Here is a 23,169-nt window from a genome sequence, read left to right as displayed (position 1 = left end):
GACCGCCTTCGACGATTCGCCGCCTCCCGTCCGGGTGCGCGGCGATCTGCCCTCGGTCTACGACGCGGTCTACCGCGCCGCCTATTCCTACGGAATGTCGAAGACGATGACGCGGCAGCTCGTCAAGCTGCTCGCCTCCGACGTCGACTACCAGGCCCGCATCAATCCGGCCGACCGCATCGAAGTGTTTTTCTCCCAGCCCGGCGACAACGACGAGGTGTCGGAGGATTCCGAGCTTCTTTATGTATCGGCAACCTTCAGCGGCAACACGCGCACCTTCTACCGTTTCCAGATGCATGACGGCGCCGTCGACTACTTCGACAAGGACGGCCGCAGCGCCGAGCAGTTCCTTTTGCGCAATCCGGTGCCCAACGGCAGCTTTCGTTCGGGCTTCGGCGCGCGACGGCACCCTATCCTCGGCTATACCAAGATGCATACCGGCGTCGACTGGGCCGCACCCCGCGGCACCCCGATCATCGCTTCCGGTAACGGCACGGTGGAGAAGGCGGGCTGGGCCGGCGGCTACGGGCGCCAGACGATCATCCGCCATGCCAATGGCTACGAGACCTCCTACAATCATCAGAGCGCCATCGCCAAGGGTGTGGTGCCGGGCGCCCGCATCCGCCAGGGCCAGGTCATCGGCTATGTCGGTTCGACCGGTCTGGCGACCGGCGACCATCTGCATTACGAACTGATGGTGAACGGCCGCAAGGTCGACCCGATGCGTGTTCGCCTGCCCGTCGGGCGCGTGCTGAAAGGCGGCGATCTCGAAGCCTTCAAGCGCGAGCGCGAACGCATCGACGAGTTGCTCAAGGAAGAGAGCAAGGGCTCGCCGCTCAAGATCGCCAGCGTTTCGAAGGCTTCCTGAGCTGGAGCATTTTTTCGCTCCGGACGCAAAACCGCTGCGCACTTTTGCTGGAATTGCTCTATCCCGCCGCTCCGGCCGGTTCCCGTTCCCTTTGCCATGAAGGCTGCGTCGTCCAGGCGATCACGGCAGCGAGCAGGCACATCAGCGCCGAGACCCAGGCGATCGCCTGGAAGGCACCGTTGGTCGCGGCGATGCGAAGCAACTCGACGTCGGCAGCGAGCGGCGTAGCCGGCCTCGCGCCGAACTCGATTTCCGCAACGCTTCCACCCAGAACCGATGCGAAGACCAGGCTCGCGACGGCACCCAGCGCCGCCACCGCCATCAGTCCCGCCGCCCGCGCCACGGCATTGTTGACGCCCGAGGCGAGCCCGGTGTCGGAATCGGGCGTCGCCAGCATGACCGCGGCCGACAGCGGCGACACCAGCATCGACATTCCCGCCGCCTGCAGCAAAAGGATCGGGAGCGTCACCTCCCAGAGCCGCATCATCGGCATGGTCGCGGCGAGCCCGGCATAAGAAACTCCGACAAGCGCGGCGCCGACCGCCAGCGGCAGCCGCGGCCCGATGCGGTCGGCAAGCCGCCCTGCCCTGCCGGAGAACAGGGCGATGAAGAGCGACAGCGGCACCACCAGCAGGCTCGCTTCCCATTCCGCGACGTTCCATCCCGTCACCACCGTCATCGGCAGGAAGAACAGGACAGCGTTCAGCGCGAAGAACAGGATGAGCGTGTAGAAATTGGCTCCGGAGAAGGCTTTCGAGCGGAACAGCGCAAGCTTCACCATCGGCATGGCGGCATGTTTTTCCCAAAGGATGAAGCAGGCGAAGACGAGAGCACCGGCCGCAAGCCACAGCCAGGGAGCGTCACCGCGCTCGTCCTGCGGGAGCCCGAACGCGGTCAGACCCCAAGCCATCAGCCCGAGACCCAACGTGGCAAGCAGCGCGCCGGCATAGTCGAGGCGGCGCTCTTCCGGCGGACGGTCGCGCGGCACCCTGGCCAGGAGCATGCCGAGCGCGACGAGACCGATCGGGACATTGATGGCGAAGATCAGCCGCCACATCCATTCCGCGCCGAAGGAAAGCACCATGCCGCCGATGAAGGGGCCGCCGGCGGTCGTCAGCGAGGAAAAGGCGGCCCACAGTCCGATCGCGCGGCCACGCGATTCGGCTGGATAGGATTTGGCGATGATGGCCAGGCTGCCCGGCACCATGAAGGCCGCGCCGATGCCCTGCAGGGCACGCATGGCGATCAGCATGTCGGCATTGGTCGCGACCGCGCAGGCGAGCGACGTGGCGATGAAGACCGCGATGCCCCAGGCAAAGATGTTGCGCACGCCGTAGACGTCGCCGGCCGCGCCGCCGAGCAGCACCAGCGCGGAGAGGAAAAGCATGTAGCTGTTGCTGATCCACTGTGCGTCGACCAGCGTGGCGCCGAGGTCGGAGCGGATGACGGGCATGGCGAGCGAAACGACCGAGCCGTCGATGAAACCCATGCCGGATGCGAGGATCGCCGTGACCAGCACGTAACGCCGGCTCTCCGGCGGGCAGAAGGTCGTGCCGTTACTGCGGGAATTGCCCGTGGTTGGGGGTGCGCTCTCCATCGCGTGACACTAGCCGCCGCGGTCGTCCCCCTGCCAAGCGCCAGCGACCCGAATCACCGGAGCCACGAGGCGCCGCAGCCTGGAACCCGATACCGAACCCGATACCGGGGCGGCTCCGGGACAGACCCGCCGCCCTGGATCAAAAAAATACCGCTACTCGACGAACTCGACCGGAACGCCTGCTTTGACGATTTTGGCGAGTTCCTGCGCGTCCCAGTTGGTGAGGCGCACGCAGCCATGGCTCTCGGTCTTGCCTATCTTGGAGGGATCGGGCGTTCCATGGATCCCGTAGGTCGGCTTGTCGAGCGCGATCCAGATCGAGCCGACCGGTCCGTTCGGGCCGGGCGGGATCCGCAGCACTCTGCTGTTGTTGCCCTGTTTGAAATTGAGCTTCGGATTGTAGGTGTATTCCGGATTGAAGGCGATGCGGGACACCGCATGGATGCCGGTGGGCGACGGCGTATCGGATGATCCGATCGTGGCCGGATAGGCCGCGACGAGCTTGCCGTCGGCGCCATAGGCACGCACCTGCTTGCGGCCCTTGTCGGCGACGATGCGGGCAACGGGCGCCGCGATGTTGGCGCCGACATTGGCGACCTTGATGATAGTGCCCGGCCGGTTGAAATTCGCGTCCGGATTGAGCGACTTCAGATAGTTCTCGTCCATATGGAAACGCTCGGCGAGCATTTCGGTGACCGAGGTGTAGCTCAGTTGTTCGAGCTTGGCCTTCTCGCCATAGTCGTTGGGCACCGAGGCGACATAGGGGCCGGCGGCGTCGGTCGCGGTGATCTCATAGGTCGTGAATGGATCGCCGCCGGTCGCGGCAAGCGCGCGCTTGATGCCTTCCGCGTCCGTGGATTTCAGGTTCTCGCCGGTCAACGCGCGATAGGCGACGATCGCCTTGTCGACATTCGAACCGAATCTGCCGTCGATGACGCCGGGCGAAGCACCGGCCCGGTCCAGCAGCACCTGCAGGCCGGCCACGTCGGACCGGGCGGTGAAGTTCGTCGGCGGCGGCTCGCTCCCGGGCAGGGCCGGTTCGAAGATGGTTTCGTCCGGCTGGCCCGGCTCGACCCATTGCGGCACATCGGGCAACGGCTGCCGCTCGATCCGGCGGTCGGCCAGGATGCCGGTGCCGTCATAGGGTTCCGACGGATAGGCAACGATCGGCGGTTCCTCGTAAGGATCGTTCGGCGCCGGCGGAAACTCCTCGAACGAATAGTCGCCATCCGCCGGCGGAGCGAACTCGCCGTAGTCGTCCACGGGCGGAGCGAATTCGCCCTGGTCGCGCAGAAAACGCTGCATGTCATCGGGATCGTCGAGATAGTAGCGCCCCGGCCGCCGCAACTCGCGTTCGCGGTCCATGCGCCGCTGCCTCTCGCGGCTGAACTGGCGCCTGGGTTCCTGGATGGCGAGGATCTCGCCCGTGAAGGCGTCGACGAGAACGCGCCGCCCGCGCCCGTCATAATAGATCTCGACGTCGCCGGATTGCGCCAACTGCAGCATTTCCGCGCGCGGCGCTTCCGGTGTTGCGCGCCTGGGCGATAGCGCCCCGGGCTGCGCCGCTCCCGCTTCGGCGCCGAAGGCCCCCGCCAGAACGGCCGACAAAAGGATTGTCCTGCGGAACATCTTTCCCAAATCTCTCCAGTCGTCGGCGTCCGCCGTCCCACGGTCGCGCTCGAAATGAATCCTCCGGCACGCCCGGCACGACCATGAACCGTCGACTATGAACGGGGCATGAAGATGGCCGGTTCCTTCAAGGATCCCGTCGTCGACACGGAAGCGGGTGCCGGTTTCGGCAAAACCGGTGCCAAATCAAAGAGTACCAGCGTCGATCCGCGTCTTATGGGAGAGCCTCAGACCGGGAGAGGGCCGAGGGCCAGGCGCGCCTTCCGGGTCAGCTTGAGCACGACCAGACGGTGGCTTTCGCGCAGGTAGGCCTTGAGCGATTCGTCATCCATCGATTCGGCCGTCTGCCGCTGGATCCAGCTCATGCCGCGCGAGGCAAGGTAGGGAGCAGGCCGCAACCCCGGCTGCTCCTTCAGGATCTCAAAGGCCGTGTGGGAACATTTGAAGGTGACGAAGGGAAGCTTCCCTTCGTCCCAGCCGGCAATGGCGAAGACCTTGCCGCCGACCTTCCAGACATGGGCGCCGCCCCACTGCACCACATGCGTGGTCGCGGGCAGCGAGGCGCAGAAGCCGTTGTACTCGTCCAGCGTCATCTGCGCCCTCAAAGCACGTCTCCGAAAGGGCCCACCGGTTTCGGGAAAAAGACATGCGCCAAGTCAGGAACCGGCAGCGCATCTCCTTGCGAGACGCGCTGCAGCCTTCGTCAGGCGGCCTCTTCCGTTTCGGCGACCGAGGGTTTCGACCGGAAGTTCAGCCGGTCGGAACCGGCCGTGATCGTCACGGTCGAGCCATCGAGGATATCGCCGAGCAGGATCTTCTCCGCCATCGGGTCCTGCAGTTCCTTCTGGATGACGCGCTTCAGCGGACGCGCGCCATAGGCCGGATCGTAGCCCTTGTCCGCCAGCCAGTCGATCGCGTCCTTGCTCAGCGCCAGCTTGATCTTGCGGTCGGACAGCAGCTTCTCCAGCCGCTTGAGCTGGATCTCGACGATCTGGCCCATATCCTGCCTGCGCAGCCGGTGGAACAGGATCACCTCGTCGACGCGGTTGAGGAACTCCGGACGGAAGGAGGCCTTCACGACCGCCATCACCTCGTCGCGCACCTTGTCGACATCCTCGCCCTCGCCGAGATTGACGAGATATTCGGCGCCGAGATTGGACGTCATGATGATCAAGGTGTTGCGGAAGTCGACCGTGCGGCCCTGGCCGTCGGTCAGGCGGCCGTCGTCGAGCACCTGGAGCAGCACGTTGAAGACATCGGGATGCGCCTTCTCGATCTCGTCGAACAGCACGACCTGATACGGCCTGCGGCGCACGGCCTCGGTCAGCGCCCCGCCCTCCTCATAGCCGACATAGCCGGGCGGCGCACCGATCAGCCGGGCGACCGAATGCTTTTCCATGAACTCCGACATGTCGATGCGCACCATCGCGCTCTCGTCGTCGAACAGGAAGGACGCCAGCGCCTTGGTCAGCTCGGTCTTGCCGACGCCCGTCGGGCCGAGGAACATGAACGAGCCGATCGGCCGGTTCGGGTCCTGCAGCCCGGCACGGGCGCGCCGCACCGCCTTGGATACGGCCTGAACGGCTTCGCCCTGGCCGACGACGCGGCGGGCGAGTTCGTCCTCCATGCGCAAGAGCTTCTCGCGCTCGCCTTCCAGCATCTTGTCGACCGGAATGCCGGTCCAGCGCGAAACGATATGCGCGACATGGTCGGGCGTGACGGTCTCCTCGACCATGCTCCCGTCCTTGCCGTCCTGCGCCTCGGCCTCCTGCAGCTTCTTCTCGAGCTCGGGAATCTTGCCGTAGGCAAGTTCGCCGGCGCGCTGGAACTCACCCTTGCGCTGGGCGATCGCCAGTTCGTTGCGCGCCTCGTCGAGCTCTTTCTTCAGGTCGGCAGCCAGGCCGAGCTTCTGCTTCTCGGCCTGCCACTTGGCGGTCAGGTCGCCGGATTCCTCCTCGAGGTCGGTCAGTTCCTTGTCGAGCCGCACCAGCCTGTCCTTCGAGGCCTCGTCCTTCTCCACCTTCAGCGCCTCGCGCTCGATCTTGAGCTGCATGATGCGGCGGTCGATTTCATCAAGCGCCTCGGGCTTGGAATCGACCTGCATCCTCAGCCGCGACGCGGCTTCGTCGACGAGGTCGATCGCCTTGTCGGGCAGGAAGCGATCGGTGATGTAGCGGTTGGACAAGGTCGCCGCGGCGACGAGCGCGGAGTCCGAGATCCGCACCTTGTGATGCTGCTCGTACTTCTCCTTCAGGCCGCGCAGGATCGACACGGTGTCCTCGACCGTCGGCTCGTTGACGAACACCGGCTGGAAACGGCGGGCAAGTGCTGCATCCTTCTCGACATGCTTCCTGTATTCGTCGAGCGTGGTGGCGCCGACGCAATGAAGCTCGCCACGCGCAAGCGCCGGCTTGAGCAGATTGGAGGCATCCATCGCGCCATCGGCCTTGCCTGCGCCGACCAGCGTATGCATCTCGTCGATGAACAGGATGATGTTGCCGTCGGCCGCTGTGACTTCCGACAGCACGGCCTTCAGCCGCTCCTCGAACTCGCCGCGATATTTCGCACCGGCGATCAGCGCGCCCATGTCGAGCGCCATCAGTTGCTTGTCCTTGAGCGATTCGGGCACGTCGCCATTGACGATCCGCAGCGCCAGGCCTTCGGCGATGGCCGTCTTGCCGACGCCGGGCTCACCGATCAGGACCGGATTGTTCTTGGTGCGGCGCGACAGGACCTGGATGGTGCGGCGGATCTCGTCGTCGCGGCCGATGACCGGATCGAGCTTGCCTGACCGCGCATCGGCAGTCAGGTCGCGCGCATATTTCTTCAGCGCGTCATAGCCTTGCTCCGCGCTCGCCGAATCGGCGGTGCGGCCCTTGCGGACATCGTTGATGACCTGGTTGAGCGCCTGGGCCGTGACGCCGGCCTTGGCCAGGATGTCGGCGGTCTTGGCCGACTTCTCGACGGCGAGCGCGGTCAGCAGGCGCTCGACCGTGACGAAGCTGTCGCCGGCCTTCTTCGCCAGTTCCTCGGCGGTGGTGAAGACCTTGGCCAGCGGCTGCGCCATGTAGAGCTGGCCGTTGCCGCCCTCGACGCGGGGCATGGCGTTCAGCGCGGCGTCGACGCCGAACCGGACGTCGCGCGCATTGCCGCCGGCGCGCTCGATCAGCGACGCGGCGAGGCCCTCCTCGTCGTCGACGAGCACCTTCAGAATGTGTTCGGGAGTGAATTGCTGGTGATTGCGGGAGAGCGCATAGGTCTGTGCGGACTGGATGAAACCGCGCACGCGCTCGGAGTATTTTTCAACGTTCATATCTGTCTCCGTTCCGTCACCGGCCCGCTTTGCGGCGCCGGATCAGCCTTGGGTGACGAGCCCGCTCCAAGGAGCCAGACTCCAACCCGCCAGATATGGGGCGCAGGTGCGCGATGCTCAAGGACGGAGCGTTATGCGCGCGAACAAAAAACGGCGGGAAAATCCCGCCGTCTGATGTCGGTCGAAAAGCGGCGAAAGCTCAGTTCGCGGCAACCGGGTCGGAGGCTTCCTGGCCCGCCCGGGCCGGGGTCTCGGCATTGCCCTCGACCGGCGGCTGCTCGCCGGCGGCGGCTTCGCCATTGTCGGCGCGGACGCGAGGACGGCGCGGACGGCGCGCGCGGCGCGGCGGCGCCTCTTCCTCGGCATTGGCGACATGGTTGCCGTTGGCGCGTTGATCGACATTGCCGTTGGGCTCGGCCGGTTGCTCCTGGTTCAACGCCACTTCGGCCGGAACCCCCTCGATGACAGGCTGCGGGCCGGAACCATCGACCGGAGCCACCGATGCGCGGATCTCGTGCCTCGTCTCGGACTGCCGGGCGTGGCGGCCTTCACCCTGACGGCTCTCGTGCTGCCGGCCATCATGCTGCCGCGGCTCCTGCTGCCGAGGCTCTTGCTGCCGGGCCTCCTGTTGGCGGGCCTCCTGCGGGGTGCTTTCGAACTCGTCGCGCTCTTCGTCGAGATCGTCGTCCAGTTCGTCGCGATTGTCGCGGACCTGCTGCTGAACCGGCATCTGGGCCTGCGCGGCAGCGATGATGCGGTTGTAGTGCTCGGCGTGCTGGAGATAGTTCTCGGCCATCACCCTGTCGCCTGAGCTCTGAGCGTCCCGCGCCAGCGCGGCGTATTTTTCGGCGATCTGCTGAGCGGAGCCGCGGATCTTCACATCGGGGCCGTTGCTCTCGTAGTTGCGCGTCAGCGGGTTCGGACCCTTGCGGTTGTTGTTGTTATTGTTGTTGTTGCGCCCACGCATGCGCCTGTTCTGCTGTTGTGGCCTCATCCGATTCTCACATCTGGAAAATTGTCAGCAAACGGGGGCACCTCACGTGCCTGCCGCTCTGTACCGTCCTGCCGGTGTTCGCCCGCACTACTTGCGTTGGCGCCACGTGCCTTCCTGTTCCGGTTCATGTCTTGCCGGACGATCCCCGCACGAAGCTCAGGCGTCGCTCACGCAAGAAGGCAGCTTGCTTCAAAAGGAAACCGAATTGGTAACAGCACTGCCTGCTTCGTCTCATCCGGTTGCCGGGACCCTATCGATATTCGTGCTGGTTGCCAAGCGTTATTTCTGCGGTGCGGCAACGTGCTTCATCGGGCAAAAAACGAGCACGCGATCATTGCCGCCGAGGTCCGACAACGCTTCTGTCAACCGATAGCCGGCTTCCAGGAAGAGGCCCGTCACGTCATCCCTCTGCCGATGACCGATCTCTACTGCGATCCGGCCATTGCCCTCGAGATGGGGCGCCGCACCCGCGGCAATGATCCGATAGGCATCAAGCCCGTCGGCACCGCCGTCCAGCGCCCGGAGCGGGTCGAACAGCCTTACTTCCAGCTGGAGCCCTTCCAGTTCCTGCGTGCATATATAGGGTGGGTTCGAGACAATTCCATGGAATTTTCCGGTAACATTGGAAAACCAGTCGGAACGAAGCGTGGCGAAGCGCGGCGAAAGCGCGGCCGCCTCTGCATTGCCGGCCGCAGTCCCCAGCGCTTCCTCCGATATGTCGACACCAAGCGCGGTGGCATCAGGCACCTCCTTCAGCAGCGCCAGCGCGATCGCACCGGTGCCCGTACCGAGGTCGAGGATGCGGCAGCAGCCCTCCGCCGCGACAGTCTGTCTCACGAAAGGCAGCATCGCATCGACCAGCGTCTCGGTATCCGGCCGGGGCTCCAGGGTCTCGGGCGACAGCCTCAGGGTAAGCCCGTGGAACTCGCGATGGCCGAGGATGCGATGCACGGGTTCGCCGCGCACCCGGCGCGCCACCGCCGCCATGATGGCGCCGACAATGGCCGCATCGAGCGGCCTGTCGGGTGCGGTGATGGCGTCCATCCGCGTCGAGCCGGAAAAATGCTCGACCAGGAGCCTGGCATCGAGGGCCGCGCCCGCTACGCCGGCGGCGGCAAGTTCGGTCCTGGCCAGGCGCAACATGCCGCCGAGGGTGGTGTCGGTCATCGCGCGCCGCCCTAGGGTCCCTAGCCGAACTCGGCCAGCAGCCTGGACTGGTGGTCGGCGATCAACGCATCGACGACCTCGTCGAGTTCGCCCTCCATGACCCGGTCGAGCTTGTAGAGCGTCAGGTTTATGCGATGGTCGGTGACGCGGCCCTGCGGGAAATTGTAGGTGCGGATGCGCTCCGAGCGGTCGCCCGACCCCACTTGCAGCCGGCGCGATTCCGAGCGCTCCTCTGCCGCCTTCGAGCGCTCCATGTCGTAGAGCCGGGCGCGCAGGATCTGCATGGCGCGGGCCCGGTTCTGATGCTGCGACTTCTCCGCCTGGACGACGATGATGCCGGTCGGCAGGTGGGTGATGCGCACGGCCGAGTCCGTCGTGTTCACGTGCTGGCCGCCCGCACCGGAAGCCCGCATCGTGTCGATGCGGATGTCGTCGGCCCTGATCTCGATATCGACCTCCTCGGCTTCGGGCAGCACGGCCACCGTCGCGGCGGAGGTATGGATGCGCCCGCCGGCCTCGGTTTCGGGCACGCGCTGGACGCGATGCACGCCCGATTCGAATTTGAGATGGGCGAACACGCCCCTGCCCGACACCGTAGCGATGATTTCCTTGAACCCGCCGACCTCGCCCTCGCTGGCCGAGACCGTCTCGAAGCGCCAGCCCTTGGACGAGGCATAGCGCTCATACATGCGGAACAGATCGCCGGCGAAGAGCGCCGCCTCGTCGCCGCCCGTCCCGGCGCGGATTTCGAGGATCGCATTCCTCTCGTCGGCCGCGTCCTTGGGCAGGAGCAGGATCTGGATGTCCTTCTGCAGGCCTTCGATGCGCTCCTCGACCGCGGGAAGATCGGCCTCGGCCAGTTCCCGCATGTCCGCGTCGGTGGTCTTGTCCGCGAGCATGGCCTGCAGGTCGGTGAGCTCGCGCTCGGCCGTGCGCAGATCGCGGATCTTGCCGGCCATGTCCTGCAGCTCGGCATATTCGGAAGCCATCTTCACATAGGCTTCGGGCTCGGGGCCGGCCGCCATCTGCGCTTCGAGCATGTCGAAACGCTTGACGAGCTGGTCCATGCGGTCACGAGGTAGGCTGATCATGTGGCTTCAAATCGGAATGTTGTTTTCCCGGGCGAAGGCGACCAGCTCCTCGCGGGTGTTGCGCCCGGCGCCCGGTTTTGCCATCGCGTCGGCGAGGAAGCTTTCCAGCTTGGCGAGCGGCAGTTCGGCGAGCATCGCCTTGACCGGGCCGATCGAGGCCGGCGACATCGAGATCGAGCGGTAGCCCAGACCGACCAGCGTCATCGCCGAGATCGGCCGCCCGGCGAGCTCGCCGCATAGCGTGACGGACGTGTCGTTGGCCTTGCCCGCGTCGACGATCTGCTTCAGCACGCGCAGGAACGGCACCGAGAGCGCATCGAAACGGTCGGAGAGCTGCGTATTGCCGCGATCGGTCGCCATCACGAACTGGAACAGATCGTTCGATCCCACCGACACGAAATCGACCGTGCGCATCAGTTCGTCGAGTTGCCACAAGAGCGACGGCACCTCGATCATGGCGCCGATCTTGAGGATGTTCGGCAGGTCGTGGGCGAAGCGCGACAGATGCCGCACTTCGCGATCGATGATCTCGCGGGCCTGGAAGATCTCGCCGAGCTCGGTGACCATCGGCAGCATCAGGCGCAGCTCGCGTCCGCCCGCCGCCTTGAGCAGCGCACGCACCTGCGTCCTCAACAGGGCCGGACGATCAAGCGTCAGCCGGATGGCGCGCCAGCCAAGGGCGGGATTCTCCTCGTTCACGACGTTCTTGAAATAGGGCAGCACCTTGTCGCCGCCGATATCGATGGTGCGGAAGGTGACGGGTTTGCCCTTGGCCGCGTCGAGCACGTCGCGGTACAGCTTCTCCTGCGCTTCGGCGCGCGGGAAGGTGGCGGCCACCATGAACTGCAGCTCGGTGCGGAAGAGGCCGATGCCCGCGGCGCCCGATTCGGCGAGCTGCGGCAGGTCTACCGCGAGGCCGGCATTCATGAGCAGGTCGACGTGCACCCCGTCGAGCGTATTCGACGGCTTGTTGCGCAGCTCGCGATAGAGTTCCTGCCGCCGCGCCCGGAACCGCACCTTCTCGGCATAGGCTGCCTCGACATCGGACTGCGGACGAAGATGGATCCGGCCCTCGTCGCCGTCGACGATGATGGCATCGCCGTTCTCCGCCATGGAGACTGCGCCTTTCATCTGGCCGGCGACGGGAATGCCCATGGCGCGGGCGACGATGACGACGTGGCTGGTCACCGCGCCGTCTTCCAGAACGAGGCCGCGCAGTTTGTCGCGCGGGTAGTCGAGCAGTTCGGCCGCGCCCATCGACCGCGCCACGATGATGGCGTCCTTGGGAAGAGAGGCGGCCAGCACTTCGGGCCCATGGCCCATGAGCTGGCGCAGCAGGCGGTTGGCGAGATCGTCGAAATCGCTCATGCGCTCGCGCATATAGGGATCGGTCATGTGCAGCATGCGCGCGCGCATGTCGCTCTGCACCTTCTCGACCGCGGCTTCGGCGGTCAGGCCGTTGCGCACCGCCTCGTCCAGCCGGCGCACCCAGCCGCGGTCGTTGGCGAACATGCGGTAGGCTTCCAACACGGCGCGGTGCTCGCCCTCGAAGGCGACGTCGCGGCGCGACAGCATGTCGTCGATCGACAGCCGTAGCGAGCCGAGCGCATCGTCCAGGCGGCGCAGTTCCTCTTCCGTGTCCTCGTTGAAGAGGTTCGTCACGACGATGCGCGGCTCGTGCAGCACGACATGGCCGAGACCGACGCCTTCGTTGAAGGACAGGCCCGAAAAGCTTGCCGGGCGGGTGAGGTCGAGTTCGAGCCCGGGCCGGGTCAGCCGCGCGAGATCGCCGGTAGCGATCATCTCGGCGATCACCATCGCCGTCGTTTCGAGGGCTTCCAGCTCGTCGTCGCGATAGTGGCGCTTGGTGCGGTTCTGGACGACCAGCACGCCGAGCGTGCGGCCCGCGCGCAGCACAGGCACGCCGAGGAAGGAATGGTAGATCTCCTCACCCGTCTCCGGCAGATAGGCGAAGGCCGGATGCAACTGGGCGTCGGAGAGGTTGAGCGCCCGGGCGCTGGCCGCGATCGTGCCGACGAGGCCCTGGCCGAGGCGCAGTTGGGCGAGGTGCACCGAACCGGGATTGAGGCCGACCGTGGCGTAGAGCTCCAGCACCGCGTCGGCGCGCAGCACATAGAGCGAGCACACCTCGGCCACCATGTTGGAAGCGATTTCGCGCACGATGCGGTCGAGCCGCTCCTGCGGCTCCAGCGCCTCCGCCATGAGCTCGCGGAGGCGTTTCAGAAGCACGCGCGGGCCGGCGGCTTGATCACGCATCGGTTCGAGGCCTTTTCCAATGGCCTTGCCGGCCTGTCCGCCTCGAACGGACGACCGGCGGGGCCGCTTCAGAATCTCGTCTGATTATTGCTTATCCAGACCGTAAACGGAATGCAAAGTGCGAACTGCAAGTTCAGTGTACGGACCGTCGATCAGGATGGAGATCTTGATCTCCGATGTGGTGATGGCGCGGATGTTGATCGCCTTGTCGGCCAGCGCCTTGAAGGCGGTCGCCGCAACGCCGGCGTGGCTCCTCATGCCGATGCCGATCACCGAGATCTTCGACATGCCGGCCTCGGACTGGACGACGTCGAAACCGACCGTCTGCTTGACCTTGTCGAGCACGGCCAGCGCCTTGTCGATATCACCCGACGGCACGGTGAAGGTCATGTCGGTCGACTTGCCGTCCTCGGAGATGTTCTGGACGATCATGTCGACATTGATGTTGGCCTCGGCCAGCGGGCCGAAGATGCCGGCGGCCACGCCGGGCCGGTCGGCGACACGGCGCAGCGAGACCTGGGCCTCGTCCTTGGCATAGGCGATTCCGGTGACGACCTGCTGTTCCACGATTTCTTCCTCGTCGCAAATGAGCGTTCCAGGCGGATTCAAGAGATCGCCCATGCCAGGCGCATCGGGATCCTCGAAGGACGACCGCACGAAGGTACGCACCCGATGCACCATGGCGAGCTCGACGGAGCGCACCTGCAGCACCTTGGCGCCGAGCGAAGCCATTTCCAGCATCTCCTCGAAGGAGATCTTGGCAAGCCGGCGCGCCTTGGGCTCGATGCGCGGATCGGTGGTGTAGACGCCGTCGACATCGGTATAGATATCACAACGGTCGGCCTTCACCGCGGCGGCGATCGCCACGGCGCTGGTGTCGGAACCGCCGCGGCCGAGCGTGGCGATGCGGTTGTCGGGCCCGAGGCCCTGGAAGCCGGCGATGACGGCAACCTGCCCCTCGCCGAACCGCTTGATCAGGAACGATCCGTCGATGTCGAGGATGCGGGCCGCGCCATGTGCGTTGTCGGTGCGGATCGGGATCTGCCAGCCCAGCCAGGAGCGCGCATGGACGCCCATGGACTGCAGCACGATCGCGAGAAGCCCCGCTGTGACCTGTTCGCCGGAGGCCACGACGGCGTCGTATTCGCGCGCGTCGTGCATGGCCGAGGCCTCGCGCGTCCAGGCGACCAGCTCGTTGGTCTTGCCGGCCATGGCCGACACGACGACGGCGACATCATGACCCGCGTCGACCTCGCGTTTGACATGGCGCGCCACGTTGCGGATGCGGCTGATGTCGGCGACGGAGGTTCCGCCGAATTTCATCACGATGCGCGCCATGGAAGCGGAATGCCCTTGCTGCAGGTCGCCGGCGGGACGCCGGCAAACGATCATACGAAAGCGCCCCGGAAAGCCGAGGCGCCCAATGCGGTCGCCTCCTTAGCCAAAACAGGGACGCTAGGCAAGCTGCGAGCCAGGCCTCGGTCGCCGCGCCGACCGCCCGGAGAAACGCTGGCCGCTTCGAAACCGTATGGAGAGGAAAGGCGGCCACACCAGCGGCGGCCCTGCAATTGTTGCCACTTTGTTCCAAAGATGATATGGTTCAATCAACTGGTCGATAAGGAGTTCGCTTATGCGTGAAGTTCAAGCCTCGGAGGCCAAGATCCATCTGCCTCGACTGCTCTCCGAAGTGGAGCGCGGCGAAACCATTGTCATCACCCGCCATGGCCGGCCGATCGCCCGTATCGTGCCCGAAACCGACGAACGGCGTGAGCGCATCGCCAGGGTGTTCGAGGAGATCGATGAGTTTCGCAAGACGATGCCATCCTTGACGAGGGACGAAATCCTGTCGGCCCGACACGAAGGGCATAAATACTGATGCCGTTCGTCATTGATGCCTCAATTACAGCCTGCTGGCTTTTACCCGACAGGCACGATCCCGTCGCCGGTGCGGCTCGCGCCCGCGCGGCTGTCGACGAGCTTGTCGCGCCTGCCGTGTGGTGGTTCGAGGTCCGCAACCTCCTGGTCACGAATGAGAAACGGGGCCGCATCGACGCGGCCCATACGGCCAAGGCGCTCGCGCTGCTGGCTGGGTTACGCGTGCCGCTCGATCAATCGCCGGATGAGACCATACTGCTCGCCCTGGCGCGCAAGCATCGGCTGAGTGTTTATGATGCGGCCTATCTCGAATTGGCGTTGCGTGAGCGCATACCCCTTGCGACGCTGGACAGGCAACTTGCCGCCGCCGCGAACGCCGAGCAAATCGGGACGATCGACGCCGCGCTATGAATGTTGTGGCATCGACCGTCGCAAGCGACATCCTGCCAACGCTGGTCAAAATAGCCTGCGACAGTGCTCGCTAGCGCTTTCCTCGTCGGTGCTTGCCGGCCGCCTGCATACAACCTGAAATAGCCGCCCGATCGGCCAGCAATTGCCCGAAAAGGAAAAACCGGCCTTGACATTCGGGCCGGCTCTACCGACTTCCTTGCGTCTCGAAGGAGACCAGATCATGCCCGAAGCCCGACGAACGACCATCGACGCTTCCGAAGTCGAGCGCTTCGCCGCGCTTGCCGCCGAATGGTGGGATCCCAACGGCAAGTTCAAGCCGCTGCACAAGTTCAACCCGGTGCGCCTGGCCTGGATACGCGACCATGTCGCCACGCGTTTCGGGCGCGATCCGCGCGCAGCGCGGCCTTTCGAGGGACTGCGTTTCCTCGACATCGGCTGCGGCGGCGGGCTGTTGTGCGAGCCGATGGCGCGGCTGGGCGCCGAAGTCGTCGGCGCCGACGCAGCGGCAACCAATATCGAGGTGGCGAAACTTCACGCGGCCGAAAGCGGCGTCACCGTCGACTACCGGGCGACGACCGCCGAGGATCTGGCCGACGCCGGCGAGAAATTCGACGTCGTCCTCAACATGGAAGTGGTCGAGCACGTCGCCGACATCGACCTGTTCATCGGCAAATGCGCCGACATGGTGAAGCCTGGCGGCATCATGTTCGTCGCCACGATCAACCGCACGCTGAAGGCTCTTGGCCTCGCCATCGTCGGCGCCGAATATGTGCTGCGCTGGCTGCCGCGCGGCACGCACCAATATGGCAAGCTGGTCCGCCCCGAGGAGCTGGAGGCCGCACTCGGCAAGGCCGGGCTCACGGTCATCGACCGCACCGGCGTCGTCTATCATCCGCTGGCGGACCGCTGGCAGAAATCCGCCGACATGGACGTCAACTATATGGTGCTCGCTGAAAAGGCTTCGGTCTGACGACGACGCGCCGGCAGCGTTGGCTGTCCCCGGGGCAGCATTGGCGGGGCAACACAAGTTGTACCCATGGCAACATTGCCCCTGAGGTAACATTTCTCCAATACCGGCAGGCGGGAACCGGGCATGGTCGGGCCGAAAAATCGGCCTTGGGAGATTGGCCCCATGGATATGGTGACTGCCCGCCACCTCGCCCTCGGCATGCCGGAGGCGGTCGAGAAGTCGCATTTCGGCAAGCCGGATTTCCGGGTCCGCGATCACATATTCATGACCTTGCCCGGGCCGGATCGCGCCGTCTTCAAGCTGACGCCGGACGAACAGGAGATGCTGACCGGCGCCGAGCCGGCCGTGTTCGCCCCCGTGCCGGGCGGCTGGGGTCGCCAAGGCTGGACGATCATGTTCCTGGCCAGGGTAGACGAGGCGACGCTGAAAAGCACCCTCGCCATGGCCTGGCGCAATGCCGCGCCCGCCGGGCTGCGCAAGACCCTCGACAATCCGGGCCCCGCGCCAACCAAGCAGGTTCCGCAAAAGTGTTTCGCGGTTTTGCGGCGAGAACCTGCCGCGAAACAAGAATCCAGGCCGGCGATTCGTTGGCTTGCCAACGAAGGTCTGCCTGGTCGGCATGGGGCCGCCGGCCCGAGGGCCGACGATCCGGCGCCGGCCTCCAACGCCGGCCCCCTCGCGTCGGCCGCGTCGTGGACATTCGTCGCAGACGGCTATGACGAAAGCACCCGCCCCTTTCTGGAGACCTTTTCACGATCGGTCCTCGAACGGTTGCATCTCGGTCCACGGAGCGACGTCATCGACATAGCCTGCGGCCCCGGCACGACAGCACTGCTTCTGTCGCCACGGGTCCGGCATGTCGCCTGCGTCGACTTCTCCGAGGGCATGCTGCGGCGGTTGCGCCGCCACATCGACCGGGCCGGCGCCTCGAATATCGAGCCCTGCCGGGCAGACGGCCAGGCGCTGCCCTTTGCCCACGCCAGCTTCGACGTCGGCCTGTCGATGTTCGGACTGATGTTCTTTCCCGACCGCGCGAAAGGCTTTGGCGAACTCCATCGGGTGCTGCGGCCCGGGGGCGAAGCCGCCGTATCGAGCTGGGCGCCCGCCGGGCAATCGCCGCTCCTGCGGCTTGTCGTGGAGGCGCTCGGCGAACCGCCGGCCGAGTCGCCGCCGGCCGCGCCGGGGCTCGAGAATCCGGCCGTTCTCGAACGGGAGATGACGGAAGCCGGCTTCATGGATGTGCGCGTCGAACCCGTCAGCCACGCGATGACCGTGACCGATGTCGAGAGCTTCTGGCACGGCATGGTGCGCGGCGTGGCGCCGATAGCGCTTCTCAAGCACAAAGCGAGCCCGCGGCAATGGGCGCGCACGGAAGCGGCCGCCAAGGCGCATATCGCCGGCGCCTTGCCCGAATTGCCGGCTCTCCTGCCATCGGTCGCCTATCTGGCCGTGGGGCGAAAGCCTTGACGATGGTCAGCCGGCGGGCGCTCCGACGCGTCGGGATTTCTGTGCCTTCGTCGTCAGAAACACCCCGATGGTGACGATTGCCGCGCCGAGCCAGGTAAGCAACTGGTAGCGCTCGCCGAGGAACAGCGTCCCGCTGACGAGGCCCACGGCGGCCGCGACATAGCCGATCTGGCTGAGATAGACCGGGCCACCCACCGCCTGCAGCCGGAAGAAAAAGGCGAACTGGGCCGAGGCCGACGCGACCTGCGCCAGCACCAGCAAGGGAATGCCGGCAAGCAGGCTGAACGAGCCGATGCCGCCCGAGGCCCCGATCCCGGCGAGGAGCAGCGCCGCGGACGCGAGATGGCTGCCGACCGCGAGTTCGATCGGGCCGGTGCCTTCGGGCCAGTCGAAAGTGCGATAGATGTTTCCCGCTGCGAGGCTGACGGGGACCAGGAGACCGACGACCACCCAGAAGGGCTCGGCCGGCTGCCCCGCCTCGCCGCGCGTCACCGCGACGGTCACCGCACCGATGAAGCCGACGATGATGCCGGCCACGCCGAGCAGATTCGGCCGGCGCACCCCGAACAGGATCGACAGCACCAGCGTGATGATGGGCGACAGCGTGAACATGATGCCCATATAGCCGGCGCCGAGATGCGGTATGGCCGAGAACATCAGCAGGTTGGGAATGGCGTAGGAGATGGCCGCAGCGATCGCGAAATAGCGCAGGCGATGGGCGGTGAGCCTGGGGCCGTGACCGCCGAAGAGAAGCGCGGCGAGCAGCACGCAGCCGGCGCCGCAGGAGATCACGAAAGCCCAGACCATGGCGGACACGCCGGCCGCCGTCGCCATCTTGCCGAAGGGAAGCGCCAGGCCGAGCAGGGCGCCGGTGACGGCGAGCAGGCCGAAGGCCGAGTGCCAGAACTGTTTCATGCACCCGGTCCCGAGCTGATGCTTGCCAGCACTAAAGCATATCTCCCGAAAGTGGGTACCGGTTTCGGGACAAAGACACGCGTCAAATCAAAAACCTGCAGCCGGGCGCGCCGATGTCGTCCGGCCAGGCGACGCCGACCGGCTGTTCAGCCCAATTGTCAGTTCCTGTCATCCGGGAAGACCGGGATCGGCATGAAATCGACACCGTCTTCGGCGAGCCCGCGCACCTCCTCGGCCGTCGCCTCGCCATAGATGCCGCGCGGATCGGTCTCGCCGAAGTGGATCTTGCGCGCTTCCTCGGCGAATTTGTCGCCGACATAGTCTGCATTCTCGCGCAGCTTCTCCGACAGCGCCTTCAACTGGGCCATGGCCTGCTTCTGCGCCTCGCCCATGGCGAGCGCTACCTTTTCCTGCTTGCGGGAGGTCGAGACCGCCGGCGCCATCAGCGCCTTGTGCACCTTGGACGAGCCGCAATCCGGGCATTCGACCAGCCCGCGCCTGGCCTGCTTGTCGAAATCGTCATTGTTGCGGAACCACGCCTCGAATTCGTGGGCCTGCTCGCAGACAAGGGAGAACCGGATCACGATGCGGCCCCCCTGAGCCCGGCCGGCTCGTCGGCGATGACCTCGCTCGTGAAGTCACGGGCGTTCTTCAGGTTCGGGATCTTGCGATGCGCCGCGGCGGAAGCTTCCGTATCGATGTCGGCCAGAACGATGGCAGGCTCGTCATGGTCCGCCTCGGCGACGATGCGGCCCCAGGGGTCGACGATCAGCGAATGACCGTAGGTTTCGCGCCCGTCCTCGTGCCGTCCGCCCTGCGCGGCGGCGACCACCCAGGCGCCGTTCTCGATGGCGCGGGCGCGCAGCAGCACATGCCAATGCGCCTCGCCGGTCTGGCGCGTGAAGGCGGCGGGCACGGTGAGCACCGATGCGCCGGCCAGCGCCTGGGCGCGGAAAAGTTGCGGGAACCGCAGGTCGTAGCAGATGGCGAAGCCGAGCCGGGCGATTGGCAGGTCGGCGACGACGCTGCGGTCGCCGGGCTCATAGGCCGACGATTCGCGCCAGCTCTCGCCCTTGTCCAGATCGACGTCGAACATGTGGATCTTGTCATAGGTGGCGATCAGGCGGCCGTCCGGCCCGAAAAGGAAGGCCCGGTTGGCAAGCTTGCCGTCGGAACGCAGGATCGCCGTCGAGCCGACATGGACGAAGATGCCGAGTTCAGCCGAGAGCCGGGCGGCCGCGCCGGCGATCGGATCGCGATCCTCGGTCGTGAAGGCGGCGGCTCGGGCTTCCCTGTCGCGAACTATCGCGCCGGTCATCTCCGGGGTCTGCACATAGCGCGCGCCCTGATCGGCGGCCTCGCGCACCATCCGCTCGAACTCCATTGCGTTGCGCCCGACATCGGTGCCGGAGCGCATCTGGATGGCGGCGGCCTTGAACATAGTCATGTCGAACCCTCAGTTCAGTTGGCCGGTCTGCAGCAGGCTGTCGAGGCGCCCCTGCTTCTCGAGCGCATGCAGATCGTCCGACCCGCCGACATGCACCTCGCCGACGAATATCTGCGGAAACGTATAGCGGCCGTTGGCGCGTGCGATCATCTCCTGGCGCAGCTCGGGCGAGAAGCTCGCGTCGTGCTCGGTATAGGCGACACCCTTGCGGTCGAGCAGGTTCTTGGCGGCCGCGCAATAGCCGCACATCATTCGCGTATAGATCGTCACATCCACCATGGCCGGTTCCATAACAGGTTCAGCATCATATAGGGGCTGCCTCGTCGGGCCGGAAGTCCCCCGGCAGAACGCGCGCGAAAGTGAGGATGTCGACCGCGGCCGCTCCGCCGCGCTTCAAGGCGAGCGTGGCCGCCACTGCCGTCGCCCCGGTCGTATAGACGTCGTCGATCAGCAGCACGCGCCGCCCTCGGATGTGGATCTCGGCCTCCGGCGGCACCCGGAAAGCGCCGCGCACATTGTCCTCGCGCTCGTTGCGCCGCAACCCCACCTGCCGTCGCGTGCCCCTGAGCCGGCGCAACGCCTCGGGCTCGAAGGGCAGTTCCGCCATCCGGGCGACGGCGCGCCCGAGTTCGGCCGACTGGTTGAAACGCCGGCTGAGGAAACGCCGCCAGTGGAGCGGCAAGGGCACCACCACCTGAGCCTCGGCGACGAGTTCCGCCCCTGCCCGCAGCATCCAGCGCGCCATCCAGGGAGCGAGATCCGTCCGGTCGTTGTATTTCAGGCCCTGGACCATCTCGCGTGCCACGCCGGTATAGGCCACGGCCGCCCGCGCCCGTTCGAAGGGCGGCGGGTCGGCGATCGCCTCGGCCGACAGGAAGCCCTCGCCCATGTCGTGCGAGAAGGGCGTGCCCATCACCGCGCACCAGGGCTTTTCCAGAAAGCGCAGCTTGCTCCAGCAACGGCCGCAAAGCGTGCCGGGCTCGCTCACCTTGCGCCTGCAGCCGGCGCAGACCGGCGGAAACAGCAGCCTTGCCGGCGCCTCCGCGATCGCTCTTGCCAGCCCCTTGATCTCGAACACGCTATCGGCCACCACCATTTTGGCTCGGAGCGCCGTGCGTCCATCAGGACGCGCAAAGGTCGCTCTTTCCTTTCATTCTACGCGTCGCGCTGCCCGAAAATCGATTCCGATTTTCGGGCCGATGCGCTAAGCAGGTCCGCAAAAGTGGTCCGCGGTTTTGCGGCGAGAACCTGCTTAGTGGACCGCACGATAGCAGTGGCGGGAAAGGCGTGCACCTCCCGCCCGACCCGACAAGCCAGGAAAACCGATGGTGCAGCCGATCTTCGACCAGGACCTCATGACGGCGCGCAAGCTGAGGGCGCTGCGTGCCGCGGTTCCGGGCGCCGGTTTCCTGATGGATCGCGCGGCGGAGGACCTCGCCGAGAGGCTGGGCGCCGTGGAGCGCCGCTTCGGCCATGCCGCCGCCCTGTTCTGCGTCACGCCGGCCGCCCGCGCCGCCCTGCTCGCCACCGGCAAGGTGGACGCGGTGACGCGCGTCGAGGCGGATGCCGCCCTGCTTTGCGGCGAGGATGGGCTGGTTTCCCCGCCCGACCGGGTGCCCTTCGCGGCCGAAAGCATCGATCTCGCCGTTTCGCTCCTGTCGCTGCACGAGGCCAACGACATCCCCGGCATGCTGGTCCAGATCCGCCGAGCGCTGAAGCCCGATGGCCTGTTCCTGGCCGCCATGGCCGGCAGCGGCACGCTGGGCGAACTGCGCGAAAGCCTGCTGGCCGCCGAAACCGAGATTTCGGACGGCGCCGGGCCGCGGGTGATGCCTTTCACCGATGTCCGCGACGCGGGCGCGCTGCTGCAGCGCGCGGGTTTCGCGCTGCCCGTCGCCGATGTCGAGGCCTTGACGGTCCGCTATGAGTCGATGTTCGGATTGCTGCGCGATCTGAGAGCGATGGGCGCGACCAGCGCGCTGATCGCACGGTCGCGCAAGCCGGCGACGCGTCGCCTCTTCGCGCGTGCCGCCGAGATCTATGCGGAACGTTTTTCCGATCCGGACGGCCGGGTGCGCGCAACCTTCGCGCTGGTCTGGTTGTCGGGCTGGGTGCCGCATGCCTCGCAGCAGAAGCCGCTTCAACCCGGTTCAGCCGAAGTGTCGCTGGCGACCGTTCTGGGCAGCAAGGACTGACGCGAGGGCCCCGGAGGGCCGAAGGTCACTTGCCAAGGTCATTGGCCAAGGTCATTTGGCCAAGGTCATGTGGCCAAGGTCATTTGCCAAGTTCACTTGAAAGCGTTGGCCAGCCTGCTGTTGTTGTCGGCAAACAGGAAGGTGAGCCCCTCCGCTGCCCGGCCGACGCCGGCAACGATCATCAGCGACAGCACCACCGCGATCAGCGCGTACTCCACGACCGTGGCGCCGGTTTCGTCATTCAGGAAACGCCGGATCATCGATCTCGTCCGATTTGGCCCCAACACCCGAAAGCGCGCAGCGCTTTCGGGGAAAAGACATGCGCTACAACAAGTACCCGCAGCACATCGCGCAAATCCTTCTTCACGCGATACGCTGCGACCACCCTAGGGCGAGTTTCGTTAAGAAGCGTTAACGCGATGGCGGCAATCGTTCCGGTTTCCCTGGACGGGCACGCTCAACACTCACCGCTGCGCGTGCCGTCGGCGCGGATCACGCAGATCGAGCTCGGCGACGGCTGCAGAACGCTCCGGCGGATCGTATAGGTGTCTGCCGCGCGGATCGAACCGGTCGTCATGCCGTCGATCTCGCCAGGCGGATAGACGCGCGCCTGACGCTCGGCGATCGGCGCGATGATCAGCGCCATTGCCACTGCCAGCGAGCCGAACAGCAGGGCGAGGCGCAAAGCGCCGAAACCGGCCGCGCCGAGCCTGAAGCGCCGCTCGCCACGCTCCCACTCGTCTTGCGGATGCATCGGGGCGAACCCTCCTCGCGCAGAATCTTACCGTCGCCGGACCTGAAGGCCCCGCATCGCGTCAGACTCTCAACTTTGGCTGAAGGATGGATTAACGATCCGCAGCAACGGAGAACGCGGTTAACGATCGATTGCCAGGCCCATGTCGACGCTCGACCGGATCCGCGGTTGGTGCACGGACGCCTGTCGCCAGGCCGCC

The 23,169-nt window shown here is 66.0% G+C and carries 22 protein-coding genes and 1 pseudogene (1 of these 23 only partly in view); 7 read left to right on the top strand and 16 right to left on the bottom strand.

Annotation, left to right across the window (positions count from 1 at the left end):
* Nucleotides 1-868, top strand: the end of a protein-coding gene (locus tag JN302_RS12585) for a M23 family metallopeptidase (RefSeq protein WP_202333080.1). 1,094 nt of this gene lie to the left of the window's left edge; only the last 868 of its 1,962 coding nucleotides appear in the window; the start codon falls outside the window, past its left edge; the stop codon is at nucleotides 866-868.
* A gap of 58 nt (nucleotides 869-926) precedes the next feature.
* Here JN302_RS12585 and JN302_RS12580 read toward each other — a convergent pair whose 3' ends face one another.
* The 9 genes from JN302_RS12580 to JN302_RS12540 form a co-directional block, all read right to left on the bottom strand.
* On the bottom strand, nucleotides 927-2,465 hold the full coding sequence (locus JN302_RS12580; RefSeq protein ID WP_202333079.1) for an MFS transporter: 1,539 nt from the start codon (nucleotides 2,463-2,465) through the stop codon (nucleotides 927-929).
* A gap of 153 nt (nucleotides 2,466-2,618) precedes the next feature.
* Nucleotides 2,619-4,094 carry a L,D-transpeptidase family protein gene (locus tag JN302_RS12575; protein ID WP_202333078.1) on the bottom strand — a complete coding sequence of 492 codons (1,476 nt, stop codon included), beginning with the start codon at nucleotides 4,092-4,094 and terminating at the stop codon, nucleotides 2,619-2,621.
* Nucleotides 4,095-4,321: 227 nt separating this feature from the next.
* Entirely contained in the window at nucleotides 4,322-4,687 is a 366-nt protein-coding gene (locus tag JN302_RS12570; protein WP_202333077.1) for an MmcQ/YjbR family DNA-binding protein, read from the bottom strand.
* 110 nt (nucleotides 4,688-4,797) lie between these two features.
* Nucleotides 4,798-7,407: an ATP-dependent chaperone ClpB gene (gene clpB, locus JN302_RS12565; RefSeq protein WP_202333076.1), complete on the bottom strand. Its 2,610-nt coding sequence runs from the start codon at nucleotides 7,405-7,407 to the stop codon at nucleotides 4,798-4,800.
* A 199-nt stretch (nucleotides 7,408-7,606) separates the two neighbouring features.
* Nucleotides 7,607-8,401 (bottom strand): DUF4167 domain-containing protein, encoded by a 795-nt coding sequence (locus JN302_RS12560; protein ID WP_202333074.1) that lies wholly within the window; start codon nucleotides 8,399-8,401, stop codon nucleotides 7,607-7,609.
* A gap of 279 nt (nucleotides 8,402-8,680) precedes the next feature.
* Nucleotides 8,681-9,568, bottom strand: coding sequence for a peptide chain release factor N(5)-glutamine methyltransferase (gene prmC, locus JN302_RS12555; protein WP_202333072.1), 888 nt, complete (start codon nucleotides 9,566-9,568; stop codon nucleotides 8,681-8,683).
* Nucleotides 9,569-9,588: 20 nt separating this feature from the next.
* Nucleotides 9,589-10,659, bottom strand: a complete 1,071-nt coding sequence (gene prfA, locus JN302_RS12550; RefSeq protein WP_202312536.1) for a peptide chain release factor 1 — start codon at nucleotides 10,657-10,659, stop codon at nucleotides 9,589-9,591.
* Nucleotides 10,660-10,665: 6 nt separating this feature from the next.
* Nucleotides 10,666-12,936, bottom strand: a complete 2,271-nt coding sequence (gene ptsP, locus JN302_RS12545; RefSeq protein WP_202312535.1) for a phosphoenolpyruvate--protein phosphotransferase — start codon at nucleotides 12,934-12,936, stop codon at nucleotides 10,666-10,668.
* Between the two features lie 84 nt (nucleotides 12,937-13,020).
* Nucleotides 13,021-14,274 carry an aspartate kinase gene (locus tag JN302_RS12540; RefSeq protein ID WP_202314710.1) on the bottom strand — a complete coding sequence of 418 codons (1,254 nt, stop codon included), beginning with the start codon at nucleotides 14,272-14,274 and terminating at the stop codon, nucleotides 13,021-13,023.
* A 292-nt stretch (nucleotides 14,275-14,566) separates the two neighbouring features.
* Between JN302_RS12540 and JN302_RS12535 the strand changes: the two genes are divergently transcribed.
* From JN302_RS12535 to JN302_RS12520, 5 genes and pseudogenes are all read left to right on the top strand, one after another.
* Nucleotides 14,567-14,812, top strand: coding sequence for a type II toxin-antitoxin system Phd/YefM family antitoxin (locus JN302_RS12535; RefSeq protein WP_202312534.1), 246 nt, complete (start codon nucleotides 14,567-14,569; stop codon nucleotides 14,810-14,812).
* Nucleotides 14,812-15,222, top strand: coding sequence for a type II toxin-antitoxin system VapC family toxin (locus JN302_RS12530; RefSeq protein ID WP_244846303.1), 411 nt, complete (start codon nucleotides 14,812-14,814; stop codon nucleotides 15,220-15,222). Before JN302_RS12535 ends, JN302_RS12530 begins: the two co-directional genes overlap by 1 nt.
* A gap of 220 nt (nucleotides 15,223-15,442) precedes the next feature.
* A complete protein-coding gene (ubiG, locus tag JN302_RS12525; protein ID WP_202312532.1) occupies nucleotides 15,443-16,192 on the top strand; it encodes a bifunctional 2-polyprenyl-6-hydroxyphenol methylase/3-demethylubiquinol 3-O-methyltransferase UbiG in 750 nt (249 codons plus the stop codon).
* Nucleotides 16,193-16,360: 168 nt separating this feature from the next.
* Nucleotides 16,361-16,666 (top strand): annotated as a pseudogene (locus JN302_RS39120) (MmcQ/YjbR family DNA-binding protein); the annotation flags it as partial.
* 66 nt (nucleotides 16,667-16,732) lie between these two features.
* Nucleotides 16,733-17,659 (top strand): class I SAM-dependent methyltransferase, encoded by a 927-nt coding sequence (locus JN302_RS12520; protein ID WP_446720753.1) that lies wholly within the window; start codon nucleotides 16,733-16,735, stop codon nucleotides 17,657-17,659.
* A 6-nt stretch (nucleotides 17,660-17,665) separates the two neighbouring features.
* Here the strand turns inward: JN302_RS12520 and JN302_RS12515 are convergent, their stop codons facing one another.
* The 5 genes from JN302_RS12515 to JN302_RS12495 form a co-directional block, all read right to left on the bottom strand.
* Nucleotides 17,666-18,574 carry a DMT family transporter gene (locus JN302_RS12515; RefSeq protein ID WP_202333068.1) on the bottom strand — a complete coding sequence of 303 codons (909 nt, stop codon included), beginning with the start codon at nucleotides 18,572-18,574 and terminating at the stop codon, nucleotides 17,666-17,668.
* A 158-nt stretch (nucleotides 18,575-18,732) separates the two neighbouring features.
* Complete coding sequence (locus JN302_RS12510) at nucleotides 18,733-19,158, bottom strand: DUF1178 family protein (protein ID WP_202312529.1); 426 nt, start codon at nucleotides 19,156-19,158, stop codon at nucleotides 18,733-18,735.
* Nucleotides 19,155-20,021 (bottom strand): carbon-nitrogen hydrolase family protein, encoded by an 867-nt coding sequence (locus JN302_RS12505; RefSeq protein ID WP_202333066.1) that lies wholly within the window; start codon nucleotides 20,019-20,021, stop codon nucleotides 19,155-19,157. The genes JN302_RS12510 and JN302_RS12505 overlap by 4 nt, the downstream gene beginning before the upstream one ends.
* Before the next feature lie 9 nt (nucleotides 20,022-20,030).
* Nucleotides 20,031-20,300: a glutaredoxin 3 gene (grxC, locus tag JN302_RS12500; protein WP_202312527.1), complete on the bottom strand. Its 270-nt coding sequence runs from the start codon at nucleotides 20,298-20,300 to the stop codon at nucleotides 20,031-20,033.
* Between the two features lie 25 nt (nucleotides 20,301-20,325).
* Nucleotides 20,326-21,111, bottom strand: coding sequence for a ComF family protein (locus tag JN302_RS12495; RefSeq protein WP_446720752.1), 786 nt, complete (start codon nucleotides 21,109-21,111; stop codon nucleotides 20,326-20,328).
* 238 nt (nucleotides 21,112-21,349) lie between these two features.
* Between JN302_RS12495 and JN302_RS12490 the strand changes: the two genes are divergently transcribed.
* Nucleotides 21,350-22,216, top strand: a complete 867-nt coding sequence (locus tag JN302_RS12490) for a methyltransferase domain-containing protein (protein WP_202334268.1) — start codon at nucleotides 21,350-21,352, stop codon at nucleotides 22,214-22,216.
* 92 nt (nucleotides 22,217-22,308) lie between these two features.
* On the opposite strand, the gene JN302_RS12485 is transcribed toward JN302_RS12490, so the two are convergent.
* Together JN302_RS12485 and JN302_RS12480 are read right to left on the bottom strand one after the other, a co-directional pair.
* Nucleotides 22,309-22,476, bottom strand: coding sequence for a Flp family type IVb pilin (locus tag JN302_RS12485; protein ID WP_202312526.1), 168 nt, complete (start codon nucleotides 22,474-22,476; stop codon nucleotides 22,309-22,311).
* Nucleotides 22,477-22,673: 197 nt separating this feature from the next.
* Complete coding sequence (locus JN302_RS12480) at nucleotides 22,674-22,970, bottom strand: hypothetical protein (protein ID WP_202312525.1); 297 nt, start codon at nucleotides 22,968-22,970, stop codon at nucleotides 22,674-22,676.
* Nucleotides 22,971-23,169 lie beyond the last annotated feature (199 nt).

The sequence above is a fragment of the Mesorhizobium sp. L-8-3 genome, assembly GCF_016756615.1.
Lineage (GTDB): Bacteria > Pseudomonadota > Alphaproteobacteria > Rhizobiales > Rhizobiaceae.
Note: the sequence above shows the minus strand (reverse complement) of the source record. Positions and strands in the feature narration are given on the sequence as shown.